Source organism: Pseudanabaena sp. lw0831 (assembly GCF_016584665.1).
GTDB lineage: Bacteria > Cyanobacteriota > Cyanobacteriia > Pseudanabaenales > Pseudanabaenaceae > Pseudanabaena.
The window spans coordinates 22,625-40,140 of record NZ_BBJB01000003.1; the positions used below are offsets into that span (position 1 = coordinate 22,625).

The 17,516-nt window shown below is 42.2% G+C and carries 13 protein-coding genes; 9 read left to right on the top strand and 4 right to left on the bottom strand.

All coding sequences use genetic code 11. The features are described 5' to 3' along the window. Positions 1-188: 188 nt before the first annotated feature. Entirely contained in the window at positions 189-4,397 is a 4,209-nt protein-coding gene (locus APA_RS00735; protein ID WP_201320415.1) for a response regulator, read from the top strand. 41 nt (positions 4,398-4,438) lie between these two features. On the opposite strand, the gene APA_RS00740 is transcribed toward APA_RS00735, so the two are convergent. Continuing rightward, a complete protein-coding gene (locus APA_RS00740; RefSeq protein ID WP_094536202.1) occupies positions 4,439-4,675 on the bottom strand; it encodes a NifU family protein in 237 nt (78 codons plus the stop codon). A gap of 190 nt (positions 4,676-4,865) precedes the next feature. After that, positions 4,866-5,525 carry an iron-sulfur cluster biosynthesis transcriptional regulator SufR gene (sufR, locus tag APA_RS00745; protein ID WP_374101332.1) on the bottom strand — a complete coding sequence of 220 codons (660 nt, stop codon included), beginning with the start codon at positions 5,523-5,525 and terminating at the stop codon, positions 4,866-4,868. 232 nt (positions 5,526-5,757) lie between these two features. Here sufR and sufB point away from each other — a divergent pair, with 232 nt between their 5' ends. From sufB to APA_RS00785, 8 genes are all read left to right on the top strand, one after another. Beyond that, positions 5,758-7,194, top strand: coding sequence for a Fe-S cluster assembly protein SufB (gene sufB, locus APA_RS00750; protein WP_201320417.1), 1,437 nt, complete (start codon positions 5,758-5,760; stop codon positions 7,192-7,194). Between the two features lie 12 nt (positions 7,195-7,206). Continuing rightward, positions 7,207-7,632 carry a DUF29 family protein gene (locus tag APA_RS00755; RefSeq protein WP_201320418.1) on the top strand — a complete coding sequence of 142 codons (426 nt, stop codon included), beginning with the start codon at positions 7,207-7,209 and terminating at the stop codon, positions 7,630-7,632. A 111-nt stretch (positions 7,633-7,743) separates the two neighbouring features. Further along, on the top strand, positions 7,744-8,187 hold the full coding sequence (locus tag APA_RS00760; RefSeq protein WP_201320419.1) for a DUF29 domain-containing protein: 444 nt from the start codon (positions 7,744-7,746) through the stop codon (positions 8,185-8,187). A 44-nt stretch (positions 8,188-8,231) separates the two neighbouring features. Continuing rightward, the gene (sufC, locus tag APA_RS00765) at positions 8,232-9,014 is read left to right on the top strand and encodes a Fe-S cluster assembly ATPase SufC (RefSeq protein ID WP_201320420.1); all 783 of its coding nucleotides are present in this window, start codon (positions 8,232-8,234) and stop codon (positions 9,012-9,014) included. Further along, positions 9,014-10,399, top strand: a complete 1,386-nt coding sequence (gene sufD / locus APA_RS00770; RefSeq protein WP_201320421.1) for a Fe-S cluster assembly protein SufD — start codon at positions 9,014-9,016, stop codon at positions 10,397-10,399. The genes sufC and sufD overlap by 1 nt, the downstream gene beginning before the upstream one ends. Before the next feature lie 140 nt (positions 10,400-10,539). Continuing rightward, the gene (locus tag APA_RS00775; protein ID WP_201320422.1) at positions 10,540-11,850 is read left to right on the top strand and encodes an AAA family ATPase; all 1,311 of its coding nucleotides are present in this window, start codon (positions 10,540-10,542) and stop codon (positions 11,848-11,850) included. Further along, entirely contained in the window at positions 11,847-12,449 is a 603-nt protein-coding gene (locus APA_RS00780; RefSeq protein ID WP_201320423.1) for a hypothetical protein, read from the top strand. The genes APA_RS00775 and APA_RS00780 overlap by 4 nt, the downstream gene beginning before the upstream one ends. 153 nt (positions 12,450-12,602) lie before the next feature. Continuing rightward, entirely contained in the window at positions 12,603-14,759 is a 2,157-nt protein-coding gene (locus APA_RS00785; RefSeq protein ID WP_201320424.1) for a transglycosylase SLT domain-containing protein, read from the top strand. Between the two features lie 200 nt (positions 14,760-14,959). Here APA_RS00785 and APA_RS00790 read toward each other — a convergent pair whose 3' ends face one another. Then, positions 14,960-16,231, bottom strand: a complete 1,272-nt coding sequence (locus APA_RS00790) for an efflux RND transporter periplasmic adaptor subunit (protein ID WP_236579346.1) — start codon at positions 16,229-16,231, stop codon at positions 14,960-14,962. 241 nt (positions 16,232-16,472) lie between these two features. After that, entirely contained in the window at positions 16,473-17,459 is a 987-nt protein-coding gene (chlG, locus tag APA_RS00795; protein WP_201320425.1) for a chlorophyll synthase ChlG, read from the bottom strand. Positions 17,460-17,516 lie beyond the last annotated feature (57 nt).

Consider the following 17,516-nt stretch of genomic DNA (forward strand, 5'->3'; position numbering starts at 1 on the left):
TAACCCATCATTGACAACTAATTGATGCGTTACGTTTCACTAACGCATCCTACATTTAATTAAGTTTACCTACTTGTACACTTTATAGTCTTGGCGTAAGTAAAGTTGAATTGGAATTAACGAAAAACATCTAATTAAAAAAACTTGATTTGGGAAGCTTGATCCCAAACTCCTCAACCAAAACTTACATGATCTCTGCACAAGAACCACCGAATGAACTAGAAAGAGTTGCCGCTCTCCATCAGTGCAACATCTTAGATACCGAGCCAGAGCAAGGCTTTGACGATATCACGAAATTGGCTGCCTATATTTGTCAAACACCGATCGCTTTGGTCAGCTTACTCGACAAAGATCGGCAATGGTTTAAGTCAAAAGTTGGTATCAGTGAAACAGAAACTCCGAAGAAAGTAGCTTTTTGTGCTCATGCAATTCTAAAAGATGGAATTTTTATAATTCCTGACACTCTTAAAGACGAGAGATTTGCTAACAATCCACTGGTAACTGGACCGCCCAACATGCGCTTTTATGCGGGAATCCCCATTAAAACTGTAGAAGGCTATCCTCTAGGAACACTTTGTGTAATTGATCGACAACCAAGAAATCTGAGTGCAGGACAGATATCAGCACTCAAATCGCTGGGTCATCAGACTGCATATTTGATTGAAACTCGCCGTAGCTTAAATGAAATTAGCCGCTTATCCATACCCAAAACAGCTAAACCTGCGGAGAAAAATTTTCTTAAGAAGATTGCATTTTGGACTGGGATCATTGCCTCAATCGTGATTGGGATGGGTGCGATTTCTTATATGAATCTCAGCAATTTAAAAGAATCAAACATTGAATTTTTACAGAGACAAGATGAGTTAGAGAAAATCCAGAAACCCCTCAATCAAATCCGCGATTTAAAAAATTCAGTAGGAGCATATCTTCTTTTAGGTAATCAAGAAAGTCTAGAAGCATATAAACTTTTGGTTGCAGAATTGGAAGTTGATATTCTAAAACTTCAGTACTTGAGTCAGAAGAATAATAGAGAGCAATTATCTAATCTGGATGGTCAGAAGAGTAGGGTTGACTATCAGGAAACGATCACACTCTTATTAAAACATCTTCGCAAAGGATTGCAAGACTCGAATGACATTGTAGAGTCTTATAAATCTTCTGGACTAAAATCTACGCAGAAACTAATATTAGAAAAAAAAATTTGGGATGCTGAAGATCTCACCGAAACTGAACTAGAAGAACTGATCAATATTTCTAAAGATGATTTATCGCTATGGTTACAAAACAAGCAAGCTTCAACTGCTAATGCTGTTAATATTTCCTTAATTACATTGCTTTCGACTTTAGGCATACTTGGTCTGCTGTTTTATTCTGTCTACAATGAAACACTTATAAGTCGCCGACTAGAAACTAGCCTTAAGCAAGAAAGAGATTTTACAGTTACGGTGCTGGATACAGTTGGTGCGCTCGTAATTGTATTAGATCTAGAAGGCAAGATAATTAGATTTAATCGTGAATGTGAAAGAGTAACTGGTTATTACTATGAAGAAGTAAGAAATCAGAACTTTTACAAGATTTTTCTGCCACCTGAAGATGCTGAGTCATTTAGCAAGACTTTTACACGATTTTCTAATAGAAACCTACCAAATTCCTACGAAAATCATTGGATAACTAAGAGTGGGGAGCGTCGGTTAATTTCTTGGTCAACTACGGCTGTAATTAATTCAGATAATAAAATTGATTTTATCATTGGCTCAGGACTAGATATTACCGATCGCAAACAAGTCGAAGAAGAAGTGCGTTTGCAGAATTGGCGATCAATAGTTTTCTCTCAAATCACTCTACGCATTCGTCAATCGTTGAATGTTAATGAGATCTTAAACACAACTGTTGAAGAGGTAAGAAAATACCTCAAAGCAGATCGTGTAGTTGTATATCGATTTGATGGTGAATGGGACGGTGTAGTTGCAGTTGAGTCCGTGGAGCCACCTTGGATGGCTTTATTAACATCTGATATCAAAGATGTCTGCTTTCGGCATGGACTATGGGAAGATTTTCGACAAGGTCGTAAAGTCGTAAATGACGATATTCCTAATTCGGATATGTCCGATTGCCATAAAAAAATGATGGCTCAGTGTCAGGTGCAAGCTAACTTAGTCGTGCCAATCCTTGAAAGCGATCGACTATGGGGACTACTCATCGCGCACCAATGTAGCGAGCCAAGGCACTGGAGCAGTTTTGAAGTTAACTTTTTAGCGGAGCTTGGCAATCAAGTAGGTATTGCTCTTTACCAAGCTACTTTATTAGAACAAGAAACATTACGCCGTGAGCAACTCTCTCAGCAGAATATTGAATTAGAAAAAGCTCGTCATCAAGCGGAAATAGCAACAAAGACGAAAAGCTCTTTTCTCGCGACTATGAGCCATGAAATTCGCACGCCGATGAATGCAGTACTTGGAATGACAGGCTTGCTTGCCGATACTGAGCTTTCGGCTCTCCAGCGAGATTTTGTGGAGACAGTGAGAATTAGTGGCGAAAATCTGCTGACATTAATCAATGAAATTCTTGATTTCTCGAAGCTTGAAGCTCATGAGATGGAATTAGAAGAGATTGATTTTGACCTTAACATCAGTGTTGAGGAAGTAACCGATTTACTTGCCATGCTTGCTCAGGTAAAAGGATTAGAGCTTGCGTCACTAGTTCATCAAAATGTGCCTATTTATCTATGTGGCGATGTTTCGCGTCTCAGGCAGATATTAACTAATCTGGTTAGTAACGCCGTTAAGTTCACTTCAGAAGGCGAAGTCATTGTCAAAGTATCCCTCAAGTCAGAAACTGAATCGACAGCAATGATCGAATTTAGAGTTATTGATACTGGTATTGGGATATCCCCTATAGCTCAGAAAAAGCTGTTTCAACCATTCACCCAAGTTGATGCTTCGACTACACGCAAATATGGTGGTACAGGTTTAGGACTTGCTATTTGCAAACAAATTATCGATCTCATGGGTGGCGAAATTGGCATCGATAGTGAAGAAGGCAAGGGTTCACAGTTTTGGTTTAGGATTCCATTTGCGAAGCAGTCTCCAGTTGCGATCGCACAGCTTAAACCACGTCAAGAAGTTAATCTTAAGGATGTTCGCGTCTTGATAGTTGATGATAATGCAACCAATTGCAAAATCCTGACTTATCAACTAACTGCTTGGCAAATGCGAGTTGATGCATTACAAAATGCTTCTAATGCGATCGCGATTTTACAAGCAGCCGTGGAAGAAGGCGATCGCTATCATTTAGCAATTCTGGATATGCAAATGCCCGATCTTGATGGCGAAATGCTGGGCGCACAGATCAAGGCTGACCCCATCCTGAAAGATCTCAAATTAATCATGCTGACATCTCTAAATCAGCAAGGTGGTATCAGTCGAGTTAGAGAGCTAGGATTTGAGTTTTATCTTGTCAAGCCAGTAAAACAGTCTCGCTTATTGGAAGTCTTGGTGGAAGTAGTTTCTATAAATACTAAGAGTGAAGTTTTTCGTCCTGCGCCATTGATGCAGGAGGCTGATGTACCCCTAAAAACTTCCAAACTGAAAATTTTGATTGCTGAAGATAATCCCATTAATCAAAAAGTGTTTCTACATCAGCTACGTAGTTTTGGTTATGATGCAGATGTAGTAGGCAACGGCAAAGAAGTCCTTCATCTACTTGAATGCATACCCTATGACATCATTCTCATGGATTGCCAAATGCCTGAAATGGATGGATATGAGACAACAAGAGCCATTCGTCAGCTAGATTCAGAAAAAAGCAAAATTGTGATTATGGCGATGACAGCTAATGCCATGAAAGAAGATCGCGATCGCTGTATTGCTTGTGGTATGGATGACTATCTCAGCAAACCCATACGCAAAGAAGATGTCGCTCGTAAATTAGCAGAATGGGAGAAAATTATTTTTGCTCAGAATGCGATCGCATCTTCTGCGTTGAACGCTTCTGAGGTCACAACTACAGCAATAATAGATAATATAAATGTTGATACTAATTCCCTAGATCCAAATCCTAATAACTCAGAATCTCTGCCATTAATTGACTGGACTTACATAGATAGTATTGCTGATGGTAGTGAAGAGTTTAAAGCTGAAATTATGCAAACTTTTTTTGAGTCTACTTCAGAAAGTTTAGAGCAACTTGAACAGGCGATCGCTGAAAATAATTATCATGAGATTGCGCGAGTTGCTCACTCTATCAAAGGTGCATCAAGTAACTTAGGTATGATTTCAATAGCAGCGATCGCTAATGATTTACAACAAGTTGGCAAAGATCAAACAGAAGAGAATATACAAAAGATGTTTAAGAAAATACAATCTCTATTTTCACAAATCCAAAATTCTCTTCCATAAAAATAAAGGCGGCGCGAAGTGCCGCCTTTATTTATTTGGGTTTAAAAAACCTGTTCGATTTCATCGATTTCAGGAATCTCTTCCTTCAACTTGCGCTCAATTCCCATTCTCAGCGTCATCGCCGAGCTAGGACAAGATCCACAGGCACCTTGCAAGCGCAATCTCACAATTGGTCCCTCGATTTCGACAAGTTCCACATTGCCACCATCAGACATTAGATAAGGACGCAACTCATCTAAAACATTTTCGACATTATCTCTGGTTAGAGTTAAACTCATATTTTTTCCTGTATTTATCTCAAAACTATAGGCTCAGAGAGTGCGGCACTTTGCGCCGCACTCTCTCACAACCATAACTACTAATATCTATGCTAACAGAATAATTGAGAGCTAATGGTTGTGGGATTTAATAAGGAACCAATTTTTTGTGGCGCGGCTTTGCCGCGCCACAAAAAATTGGTTCCTTATTTTACTTGTTTGGGATTAAGTAACCACAACGATGCTCACCGTTCACCATCCAATGCGTGCGTTCTACAGGACGCTCTAGGACAGTCGCAAACATTTCCAGCTCATGCCCACACACACTCGGAAACGACTCAGCCACATGGGCGATCGCGCAGTTATATTCCGTAAAAATAAAACCTTCAGTGCCCTCCACAGGAAACCACTCCGTCACATAACCTTCACTACGGCGAATTTCGGCTAATTTTTCTAATCGTTGTTTGAGTGAGCCTCCTCCAAGTTGCAATTTATAATGCTGTGCTTTGCGTTGCCACTGCTTTTGTAATACTTCAGATACTTGCTCTTTGCCTAACGTATCGATCAGCGTATCAAGGAAATTTACGGCAAATTGGTTATAACTATCGGGAAAGCGATCGCGCCCAGCAGTTGTTAACGCATAAATGAACTGGGGTCTACCCATACCAGCCTGCTCAGCAGTGTGATAGATAAGTCCCTCAGTTTCTAGATCCTTTAAATGCTTACGAATTGCCTGTGGACTAATATCCAGCTTTTCGGCTAAGTCTTGCGCTGTCACCTCACCACGCTTAAGCAAGTGTTGCAAAATATCCTGCTTAGTATCTTGTTTAGCATCATGCTTATGATCTAGCTTTAGGTCTGGCGAAATCATTTCAGCGACACCGATGGGAGTTTTCATAAACATTAAGCTCCTGATGGCAACTGACTCTTGCATAGAGTCAAGACTCGATTAAGTGACACAGTTATCAAAAAATTGACTTTGACAACTTACATGTTGTTAATGTAACCTACAATTAGTAAAGAAACAAGTAAGTTGTTTTAGTCCAGCAAAGGTAGCACAAAGCGCTAACTTTGCACATCAATTATCAGGAGCCTCTACTGACATGACTGCAACGGTTCAAGCACTTGTCAACCAACCATACAAATATGGATTTGTTACGTCCATTGAGTCGGACACGATTCCTCGCGGTCTGAGCGAAGATGTCGTCCGCATGATTTCGGCTAAAAAAAATGAGCCAGAATACATGTTGGAGTTTCGTCTCAAAGCGTATCGCCAATGGTTAAAGATGCAAGAACCAACATGGGCGCATGTCGAATATCCTGCGATCGATTACCAAAATATCGTTTATTATTCAGCCCCCAAGCAGTCAAAGAAAAAAGCTAGCCTCGATGAAGTCGATCCTGAGCTGTTAGATACCTTCGAGAAATTAGGTATTTCTATTAACGAACAGAAGCGTCTCACCAATGTTGCCGTTGATGTCATTTTTGATAGCGTTTCGATCGCCACAACTTTTAAAAAAGATTTAGCAAAAGTTGGTGTGATCTTCTGCTCGATCACAGAAGCGATGCATGAATATCCTGAACTCATCAAAAAATATCTAGGTAGCGTCGTCCCGATCGCAGATAACTATTACTCGGCACTAAATGCTGCCGTATTTACCGATGGCTCCTTTGTGTACATCCCTAAAGGCGTGAAATGCCCGATGGACTTGTCAACCTATTTCCGCATTAACAATGGTGACTCTGGACAGTTCGAGCGCACCTTGATCATTGCCGAAGAGGGAGCTTATGTTAGTTATCTCGAAGGCTGTACCGCACCAATGTTTGACACCAATCAACTTCATGCAGCCGTAGTCGAGTTAGTCGCTCTAGATGATGCTGAAATCAAATATTCCACTGTGCAAAACTGGTTCGCTGGCGATAAGAACGGTAAAGGTGGCATCTATAACTTTGTGACTAAGCGTGGTTTGTGCCAAGGCAAAAACTCAAAGATCTCTTGGACTCAGGTAGAAACTGGGTCTGCAATTACTTGGAAGTATCCCAGTTGTGTATTAGTTGGGGAAAACTCCATTGGTGAGTTTTACTCTGTCGCTCTGACCAACAACAAGCAGCAAGCTGATACTGGCTCCAAAATGGTGCATATCGGCAAAAATACCCGCAGTAAAATTGTTTCTAAAGGCATTTCCGCAGGTGGTTCCCAAAATAGCTATCGTGGCTTGGTGAAGATCTCGCCTAATGCTGAAGGCGCAAGAAATTATTCTCAATGCGACTCGATGCTGATTGGTGATTGCTCTCAAGCGAATACTTTCCCTTATATTCAAGTTCAAAACAATACCGCCAGAGTTGAGCATGAAGCATCTACTTCCAAAATTGGCGAAGAGCAATTGTTCTACTTCCAACAACGTGGTATCGCAGTGGAAGATGCTGTCTCCATGATCATTAGCGGCTTCTGCAAAGAAGTATTTAATGCATTGCCGATGGAGTTTGCCGTTGAAGCTGACAAGCTATTAGCTTTGAAGTTGGAAAACAGTGTGGGCTAAAGGAGTTGGCTAATGGAAGAACTCATGGAACTGCGATCGCTAGTGCAGAGAGGAGATGTTCAATCTGCTCTTATGCTGATTGATGAGTTAGAAGAAATGAGCAAAGACGATAAGATCAATAAAATCTATAGTTATGCTGTAGTTCTTTTACTTCATCTCATCAAGCAAGTTGCCGAGCAGAGATCTACCAGTTCTTGGGAGGTATCAATCCGTAATTCGATATTCTCAATCCAGCGTACCAACAAACGGCGTAAGTCTGGCGGAAACTATTTAAGCGATCGCGAACTTAGAGAAATCCTCGAAGAGTCTTACGATCTCGCTCTAGATAATGCCCGACTAGAAGCTTTTGGTGGTGCTTATGATGCGATCGCACTCGGCAAAATGGTCAGCCAACCTGAAATAATTGAACAAGCTATACAAATGTTAAGGAATTCTTAGTAGTGCTAAATAGGTAAGGATTGGCGGCACGAAGCGCCGCCAATCCTTACCATATAAATCCGTTCCTTTTTAGTACTACCGAATTCTCTCTAAGTATATGGAGATATTGTGATGCTAGCAAATCCAAAAACAAACTGGGACATGATGGCGGTAAATTCTCATTACCAAACAGCCGAAGCCGCCCAAGCTTTGCTCCATCATGGACAAACAGAAGAAGCAAAAGTCGCGCTACAAGCTCTAGTTGATGCTATGTCGAGATCAGAACGTCAAGCTGTTAAAAGTCAGTTAACTCGCTTAATGATGCATATCATCAAGTGGAAAGCTCAACCAGATAAGCGTAGTCGTAGCTGGATTGTTACTATTCTCGATGCTCGCGATGCGATCGAGGATAGTCAAGAAGAGATGCCTAGCCTAAATCAAGGGTTTGTCGAATCACTCTGGGATCAAGCTTTTATCAAAGCTAAGCGTAAAGCTGAAGTAGAAATGAATTGTAAGTCTGATATCTCCTTCTTAACTTGGGAAGAAGTTTTTGAAGATGAGTATGTAGGTATGTAAGCTAAAAAGTATTACAATTGAAGTTAACTGTTAAGAGAAAATTAATGATTGTCGAAAATAGTGAAGTGATTTTATCAGTCAAAAACTTGACTGCGGAAGTTGGCGGAGTCGAGATTTTAAAAGGGCTTAATCTGGAGATTAAGGCGGGTGAAGTCCATGCGATTATGGGACCAAATGGGTCTGGAAAAAGTACTTTCTCGAAAGTGTTAGCGGGACATCCTGCTTATACGGTCACAGGCGGTGAGATTATTTATAAGGGTGAAAACTTATTAGATTTAGCACCAGAAATTAGATCTAGAGAAGGCATATTTTTAGCTTTTCAATACCCACTGGAAATTCCTGGGGTGACTAATTCTGATTTCTTACGATTGTCCTATAACAACTTAAGAAAGCACAAAGGGCTAGAAGAGTTCGATATCATTGATTTTGATGACTTTATTCAAGAAAAGTTGGAAATCGTAGAAATGAATCCATCTTTCTTGAGCCGTAGTGTTAATGAAGGATTTTCGGGCGGCGAAAAGAAACGCAATGAGATTTTGCAAATGGCTATTCTCGATCCGACCTTAGCAATTCTCGATGAAACAGATTCGGGGCTAGATATTGATGCTTTGAGGATTGTGGCTGGAGGCGTGAATAAGCTCTCAACCCCTCTCAATTCTTCACTAGTGATTACTCACTATCAGCGCTTACTAAACTACATTATTCCTGACTTCATTCATGTGATGGAAAATGGCAAGATTATTCTCACAGGTGGTAAAGACTTGGCTCTAGAACTAGAAGAAAAGGGCTATGACTGGCTCAAAGAAGAAGAGGCGGCGTTGGTATAATGGCTATTCAAGTTTCTGAACAAGTAGAAGATCAAGCAGAACTGAAGGGTGCATTAAGCACTCGCAGTAAATTGGCTGTTGACAGCAAAAAGTTTACTTCCCAAGTGATCGGTTTAGGTTCTGCGATCGCGATCGCTCAAGACACCGATCAGTTTGTGAGCGAAATTTGTCAATTGGCTAGCGATCGCCTATCTGGTCTTTCTTTCCCAACTACCAAAGATGAAGAATGGAAATATACCGATGTTTCGTCTTTGGGAAATCTAACTTTCGCGAATCAATTGTCTACTTCAGAGGATGTCGAAGCATTAATTGCTAAGCATTCGGCTCCTGAAGCATCAGGTAATCTGATTGTGTTTGTGAATGGGCAGTATAGCGAGAAATTCTCAGATATCACTGGCGTAGCGCAAGGTTTAGTTCTTGGCACATTGGCAACCCTTGGCGATCGCATTCTGCCAAAACTGCGATCGCACCTCGCTCAGCATCCAGATACGAATGATTATTTTACAAGCCTGAATACAGCTTGTATGGAAGATGTGGCGATTGTGCTTGTCCCTAAAAATCTAGTCGTTGAAACACCGATCCAGCTTTTGTTTGTATCTGCACCAAAGGCAGGCGCAACATTAATAACTCAGCCGCGCTGTTTGGTGATTGCTGAAAGTCATAGTAATTTGACCTTTGTCCAAACTTTTGTGGGAGCCGATGCTCAAACCTATTTCACCAATACGGTAACAGAAGTTTGGCTTGCCGAGGGTGCTGAAGTCAATCACACCAAGGTGCAGTGGCAAGGCGATCAGGCGGTGCATATCAATATGACTGCGATCGCACAGGCTCGAAACAGTAGCTATAAAAATCAATCCATTAGCATCGGCGCGAAGATATCTCGCCAGAATTTGATCGTGCATCAAATGGCTGAGCAAACCCAAACCTCACTGACTGGATTAGCATTTGTCGATGGTGACCAGCTTGCAGACACACATTCGGTGATCGCTCACAACTATCCTCATGGATCAAGTAAGCAGTTACATAAATGTGTTGCGTCAGGGCGCTCCCATGCTGTCTTTAATGGCAAAATCCAAGTTGCTAAACTCGCTCAGCAGACTGATTCTGCACAACTAAGCCGCAATCTCTTGTTGTCGCCCAAAGCGCGAGTGGATACGAAGCCCCAACTAGAGATTTTTGCAGATAATGTCAAATGCGCTCACGGTGCGACCGTCAGTCAACTCGATGCTGAGGAAATCTTCTATCTGCAAAGTCGAGCGATCGATGCTGAGAGTGCCGCGAATCTACTGACCTATGCCTTTGCAGCGGAGGCGATCGCCCAAATTCCGATTGTTTCGGTGAGGCGATCGCTCAGCAGTTTTGTGTTAGAGAAAACGAAGGGATAATGACTTATAAGTAGGAAGGCTTAATTATTTGTAGGATGCGTTAGTGCAACGTAACTCATCAATTGTGCCTCAATTATGGGTTACGCTATCGCTAACCCATCCTACATTTAATTCCAACAACTTACTTATTGAGTATTTCAATGCTAAAGAGTTTGCGTTTAGAAAATTTTAAAAGTTTTAAAAATGCCGAGCTTTCGCTTGGAGATTTGACGGTTTTAGTTGGGACAAATGCTTCAGGCAAAAGCAATATTCGCGATGCTTTTCGGTTTTTGCACGGCATTTCGCGAGGTTATAGTATTGCCGAAATCATTGGCGAAAAATATGGTGAAGGTGGCGTACTGCAATGGCGAGGTATTCGCGGCGGGACAAAAGAAATAACTTATTGTGGTGCGGATTCTTTTGCGATCTCTATTTCCTTTTCCGTCCAAGATGGCGACACAGAGTATGACATGGATTACCACATTGAGATAAGGCTTACTGCTTTTAGTCCAGTACCGATTGTTCTTGCAGAAAACCTCCATTGCAGACAGAAAAAACACGCAATTTTCGACACAGACGCTAGAGTTCATTTACAAAATACTATTGCTGTTCGTTTTTATGATTATTACGAAATTGATGAAGTGAATGGGAGTGCTCTTGATCCATATCAATTTTTCCAAAACTATATTCCCATTCTTTTTTTAGCGGCGAGTGGAGTTAAACCCCATATTCAGAAGCTTGACAAAGAAAATTACAAAATACCAGTTGCAAGAAAATTTTGTGAACTAGCTTTAAATGCCATAAGTGAAATGAGATTTCTTGAGCTTAATCCAGATGTGATGAGGCTTCCGACTTTAGCGGGGCAAAATGTTTTAGGCGATCGCGGTGAAAATTTATCATCGGTCATGTTAGATATTTGTCGCGATGATACCCGTAAGGCGATTTTATTGGATTGGTTGCAATCATTAACGCCAATGGATGCAAAAGATTTTGATTTTCCAGAAGACTTTACTGGCAAAGTTCTACTTAGAATCGAAGAGGCTAGCGGACAGAAAACAACTGCTTATAGCGCATCCGATGGAACATTACGATTTTTAGGACTATTGGCGGCGCTTTTGGGTAATCAGCGATCGCGCTTTTACTTTTTTGAAGAACCTGAAAATGGCATTCATCCCAATCGGTTAAGCTTGCTGCTGCAACTAATGGAACAGGAAGTATCAAATGGCTCAATGCAAATCGTGATTTCTACACACTCGCCACTTTTGTTAAATTTTCTAAGCCCTGCCAGTCTCGAATATGCCTCTTTGATGTATCGAATAGGCGATCGCACAGAGTCACGCATAACCAAAATCATGGACATTCCCAACGCTAGGGAACTTGTCGCCAATGATGGATTATCGAGCTTACTCGATTCAGGCTGGCTAGAAGATGCGATGTATTTTCTCGAAGATGACGAGGTGCAAGAAGCATGAATGTTCTGATTATTCTTGAAGATTTTGTCAATGATGAGAGTATGGTGCTACCGATTGTCAGAGCGATGATGACTGCGATCGGTAAGCCAAAAGCAAAAGTTACCGTCTGCAAAAATCCATGCCTCCGAGGTCATGCTGAAGCCCTGAGATGGGAAAAGATTCAAGAAATTATGCAAAGATATGGCGGTATGACCGACTTGTTTTTGGTATGTGTCGATCGCGATGGTAATGATGATAGACGAGCAAAACTTGATGGACTAGAAAAACGAGCGCAAGAATTTTTAGCAGAGAACTATCAAAGTCCAAAAAAATTTATCGGCGAAAATGCTTGGCAAGAGTTAGAAGTATGGGTTTTAGCAGGATGTAGCGATCTTCCCAAAAATTGGAATTGGTCAGATATTCGTGCTGAGAGGAAATCTAAAAAAGGATATTTCGTGCAATTTGCGGAACAGAGATCGCTATTAACAGCAAGATGTCAAGGTAGAGGAATTCTCGCAGAAGAAGCAGCTAATCGTTACGATCGCATTCGGAAACTATGCCCTGAAGATATTGGGAACTTAGAAACCAATATTCAAGTCTGGCTAGTTAATAATTATTAGAGTGGAGCGATCGCTTAGCAACTTTGTACTAAAAATATTAAGAAGCGCCGCTTCTTAATATTCTCGGTTGTGTTTCACTAAAAGTGCTATAAGTCATCCAGTGAAAAATGCTAGGATGCTGAACATCAAGAATGTATCGGGATGAGAAAATTAATGCGTTGGTCCATCGTGCTTATGCTCAGTGCTACATTAGCAGGAGCTAGCGCCCCACTAATTACCGCTTCTTCTGACTCAGACATTACGCTGAATGCAAGCTTAGGGAATAACCGAGACAGCAAGTCTTTTGATCCACTTACTTACTCTCCACTCGATCAAAGGCTTGCCAAATTAGAAACTCAGGCTAAACAGCAAAGTCCTAATAATACCGATACTGATCGTGTTCGCGCTCGTTTGGTAATTGCGGATATTCATCTCAACAACCGTAAGCCCCGCGAAGCGATCGCTGCTCTTGATAAATTGGAGACAGAATATCCAATTTTGGCCGACTATGTTTTGCTCAAACGCGCACAAGCTCAAACCCAACTGCGCGATCTCCAATCGGCAAAAGCAACTTGGGAGCAACTTTTAGCCAAGTTCCCCGATAGTCCTGCATCTGCCGAAGCAATGTTTGCCTTAGGACAAAATCAACAGCTTTTACAAAAATTTCCTGCTCATCCGCGATCGCAAGAAATTGTATTGCGCCTACTAGCCCAAGATCCAAATCGAGTTGATTTGATGGCGCATCTGGCGACTTATTTTAGTGATTCCAAAGAGATTGTCCGGATTTTAAATCGTCTAGTTGCCATTTCACCTTCACTCACATCTGACCAATGGTGGGCGATCGCTGAGAGCTATTACAATAATTTTGAATTTGGTAGAGCCGCTAATGCCTATACTCGCGCCACCGTCAATCCGATAACCGCATACAATTATGCCCGCAGCCTGCATCGTGGCAAACAATTCGACAATGCGATCGCCGCTTACAACCGCGTTGTCCAACAATTTCCGCAAAGCCCGCAAGCCCCTCGCGCTCTAATTCGGATTACGCAGATTGACTCCCCTGAAGCTGCGATCGCGGTAACTGATCGCATTGTCACTAGCTATCCCGATACCGCAGGCGAAGCCCTAGGGATTAAGGCTGCCATCTTGCAAGATAAACTGGATAGCCCCAAATCCGCAAGCGACGTTCGTAATTTATTGCTAAGTCGCTATGGCATTAGTAATGATGCTGGTGAATTGCGTTGGCGCATTGCCAAAGGTCAAGGGCGTGGCGGACAGATCAAGAATGCGATCGCCACGGTTGACTCATTGATTGCCAATAGTCCTGACAGCGCCTCCGCAGCCGAAGCGAGCTTTTGGGCAGGTAAATGGGCTAACCAAATTGGTGATAAAGCCAAAGCCAAGAAGTTTTTTGAGTTTACAATCCGTCAACATCCCGATTCCTATTACGCATGGAGATCGGCAAGTTCTCTCGGTTGGAATGTGGGAACTTTTACCACAGCGCGTTACACAGCACCTGCGATCGCATTGCCTAGTGCAAGAGCCATTTTGCCTGCGGGTTCGGCGAAACTACAAGAGCTTTATATTCTCGGTCTAGATCGGGATGCGCGATCGCAATGGGTTACAGAATTGCGTGGCAAGCGGAATCTGGAGCCAAGGGAAATTTTTACTGATGGCGTGCTCCGTGTCGCCAATCAAGACAACCTGATTGGTATTAAAATTCTAGAAAGCTTGAATTGGATTGATGTTCCCAATTCTCAAAAAGCCGAAATCGCCCAACTCAAGCAACATCCTGCTTATATACATTCGCTCTATCCCTTTCATTACTGGGATATCATTTCTAACTGGTCACGGGATCGCAAACTCTCTCCAGCTCTTGTAATTGGTTTGATGCGCCAAGAGTCAAGATTTGAAGCTCAAATTCGTTCACGCTCAGGTGCGATCGGGCTGATGCAAATTATGCCAGATACAGGCTCATGGATTGCTAGCAAAAAGGGAGTAAATAGCTATAATCTTGATAGACCTGAAGATAATATCAATTTTGGAACTTGGTATCTGGACTATACCCACAGCCGTTTTAGTGATAATTCCATGCTTGCTGTTGCTAGCTATAATGCGGGCCCTGGAGCAATAGGTCGATGGGTAGAAGCAAAGGGACTTGGCGACCCCGATGAGTTTGTGAATAATATTCCCTATGACGAAACTAGAGATTATGTGTCCAAGGTTTTTGGTAACTATTGGAACTATCTGAGGTTGTATTCTCCTTCAGTACAGCAACAGATTACGGCTTTAGAACAGACTAATAATATCAATGCCTCATCTAAGTTCTAAAACTAAAGCCCAAAAAGGCAAAGTGCCCGCTAAGCGGGCACTTTGCCTTTTTGGGCTTTAAGCTTTTTACAGCGCTTTGCGCTCAAACCCAAACCAAGAGATTTTTTGAAAGTGTTGCAAAGCAACACCTTCAAAAAATCTCTTGGTTTGGGCGGTAATTGCTCTAAGAAATAAAAAAGCCTCGCAATGCGAGGCTTTTTTTATTTCTTAGGAGCATCAGGTAATGGCGCGATCGGCGCTCCATTCCGTAATTGGAGAATACCTGCAACGACAATCTGATCTTTGGGATTTAAACCTTCTAATACCTCTTGTTTATTGCCAGAGATTTTCCCAAGCTTAACTGGTTTTTGATTAGCAATTAGAGATTTTCCATCGGTTGGACTAGGCTCTGCAACGAAGATAAAATCTTGCCCTCCAAGACGGGAAATTGCCGAAGTTGGCACTAGTACACCAGCACGGGAAGCCCAAATTAATCGCGCTCTCACAAACTGATTAGCTTTTAGTTGATTAGTTCCATTATTGAAATTAGCTTTTACCAAAACCGATTGGCTTTGAGGATTGATATTCGGGGAAATAAAAGCGACATTACCTTTGACTAGGGGCTTATCCTGAGCATCTAACAACTCCACAGGCATTCCAATCTTTAATCGTGGTGCGTTCTCAATGGGGACCGAAATCTGAACTTCTAATACTTGATTTTGAGTTACGGTCGTTAGTTGTGTCGTGCTATTAACATTATCACCAACTTTAATGGGAATATCGCCAACAATACCCGCGAAAGGAGCTGTTACCGTATAAAAATCTAGCTGCACTTCTTCCTGCACAGCACCAGCTCGATTTTCTTCGATTCTAGTAGCGGCGCTATTAATACTTGCTTGCTGAGCATTAATCTGAGCATCAATTTGACCTAGCTCGGCTCTGGCATTTCTCAAATTATTAGAAACTTCATCGAGTTTTTGCCTAGCGGTTGCACCCTGTGATGTTAAATCAGCATAGCGCTTGTACTCTTTTTCATTAAAATCAACGCTAGATAAAGTTGATTCTTTGCGAGCACGTAACTGGATAAGCGTAGCTCTAGCACTTTCAAAATCTGCCTGTGAAGTTGCCACGGCTGCCACCGATCGCTGCACGACTGCTTGTTGTTTGGTAGGATCTATTCGTAAAATTGCCGCACCTGCTTCTACGCGATCGCCTGCCTTGACATAGATCTCCTGAACATAGCCATCAACTCGTGGTTGCAGAGTCACTGACTGGCGCGATTGCAAATTGGCGACATAATCGGAACTATCTGTGACTGTGCCTGATTCTACAGAAGCGATCGGTACAGGAACAGCTCCAAATTCGCTACCTTTAGGAGCATTTGCAGAGCAAGAAACCAACAAAGTAACGATTACAGCAACTAAGCCCTTGCTCAATGATTTATCTAATCGGTTATTCGACAATTGCTGTCTTCGGACTTTATGTTTAATCATGAATATTGGCAAATTCTCGCTGACGTATCGGTTCTCTTTGCATCTAAGTAGCTAGGCATAATTAAAAACCCAGAGCCGAAATATGTACCGCCCCGCTACGCGGGCGGTACATATTTTGGGGTTTTATATTTAATTGTGCCTAGCTACTTAGATGATAAACAACATTGATCATCACTAAATCACCCTGTAGGAGCTATTTTCCTTCAAACATAAAGGTGGCGCAAAGCGCCACCTTTATGTTTTAGATACCCGCATGTCCCATGGCGATACCTGCAACTAGCATCCCAATTACAAGGAATGGTTGAGCGCTGGCTTGATATTTCACATCATTCTTGAGCGGATCGCGCAGGAAGTACATGTCTTGGAAAGTAATCTGCGGAATTACTAACAGCACAATCAAACTGGCTAATAGTTGTTCGCCAACAGTAACTAAATAAATGGCAATCCCAATTTGGAAAACATCGATCGCAGTTGCCGATATCAACGCCGCCTTCTGCACACCAAAAATCACTGGCAAAGATTTCAATCCTAACTCGCGATCGCCTTCAACGCTTTTGAAGTCATTGACGACAGCGATACCTAAACCCGCAAGGCTATAGAAAAGGGTGACTGCTACAACTGTCCAGTTGAGGGTTCCATAGAGTGCATGACCAGCCCACCAAGGCAAAGCGATATAACTTGCGCCGAGGGCATAGTTACCGAGCCATCCATTCTGCTTGAGCTTTAAAGGTGGCGCAGAATAGATGTAGGCAACAAATGAACCACCAAGCGCTAATTTTGTCATGATAAAGTCTGCATGACCAGCGGTGACATCGAGGATAGCCGCTACAGCAATGCCCGACAGCCACAAAATCCAAATCTGCGCAATGACTTGCTTGAGGGAAATTGCTCCCGATGGAATCGGACGATATGGCTCGTTAATTGCGTCAATTTCGCGATCGTAGTAATCGTTAATCGTCTGGGTATAGCCCGTCAGTAGGGGCCCTGACATGAGCATACAAAGTAGCGATCGAAATACATTTTCAATCGACCATGTAAAATCACCAGAGGATGCCGCGCCGCAGAGTACGCCCCACATCAGGGGTATCCATGTAATCGGTTTCATCAGTTGCAGGCGGATCTTCCAGATTGAAGCTCCTTGTACGTCCGCACCTTTCATTCCGAGCATTTGGCGGGTACGGGCTTCGCGAGACTCGCTCGCTGGTACGTCAGGGGTTGGAGACGACATATTTACAAAAATTTATAGACTTGCGGTTGATTATAGCCCGTAGTAATACTTTGGCGA

Excerpts from the sequence above, each read along its gene's own strand:
- APA_RS00735 (WP_201320415.1), top strand. The coding sequence starts at position 189 with ATGATCTCTGCACAAGAACCACCGAATGAACTAGAAAGAGTTGCCGCT.
- APA_RS00740 (WP_094536202.1), bottom strand. The coding sequence starts at position 4,675 with ATGAGTTTAACTCTAACCAGAGATAATGTCGAAAATGTTTTAGATGAG.
- sufR (WP_374101332.1), bottom strand. The coding sequence starts at position 5,525 with ATGATTTCGCCAGACCTAAAGCTAGATCATAAGCATGATGCTAAACAA.
- sufB (WP_201320417.1), top strand. The coding sequence starts at position 5,758 with ATGACTGCAACGGTTCAAGCACTTGTCAACCAACCATACAAATATGGA.
- APA_RS00755 (WP_201320418.1), top strand. The coding sequence starts at position 7,207 with ATGGAAGAACTCATGGAACTGCGATCGCTAGTGCAGAGAGGAGATGTT.
- APA_RS00760 (WP_201320419.1), top strand. The coding sequence starts at position 7,744 with ATGCTAGCAAATCCAAAAACAAACTGGGACATGATGGCGGTAAATTCT.
- sufC (WP_201320420.1), top strand. The coding sequence starts at position 8,232 with ATGATTGTCGAAAATAGTGAAGTGATTTTATCAGTCAAAAACTTGACT.
- sufD (WP_201320421.1), top strand. The coding sequence starts at position 9,014 with ATGGCTATTCAAGTTTCTGAACAAGTAGAAGATCAAGCAGAACTGAAG.
- APA_RS00775 (WP_201320422.1), top strand. The coding sequence starts at position 10,540 with ATGCTAAAGAGTTTGCGTTTAGAAAATTTTAAAAGTTTTAAAAATGCC.
- APA_RS00780 (WP_201320423.1), top strand. The coding sequence starts at position 11,847 with ATGAATGTTCTGATTATTCTTGAAGATTTTGTCAATGATGAGAGTATG.
- APA_RS00785 (WP_201320424.1), top strand. The coding sequence starts at position 12,603 with ATGCGTTGGTCCATCGTGCTTATGCTCAGTGCTACATTAGCAGGAGCT.
- APA_RS00790 (WP_236579346.1), bottom strand. The coding sequence starts at position 16,231 with ATGATTAAACATAAAGTCCGAAGACAGCAATTGTCGAATAACCGATTA.
- chlG (WP_201320425.1), bottom strand. The coding sequence starts at position 17,459 with ATGTCGTCTCCAACCCCTGACGTACCAGCGAGCGAGTCTCGCGAAGCC.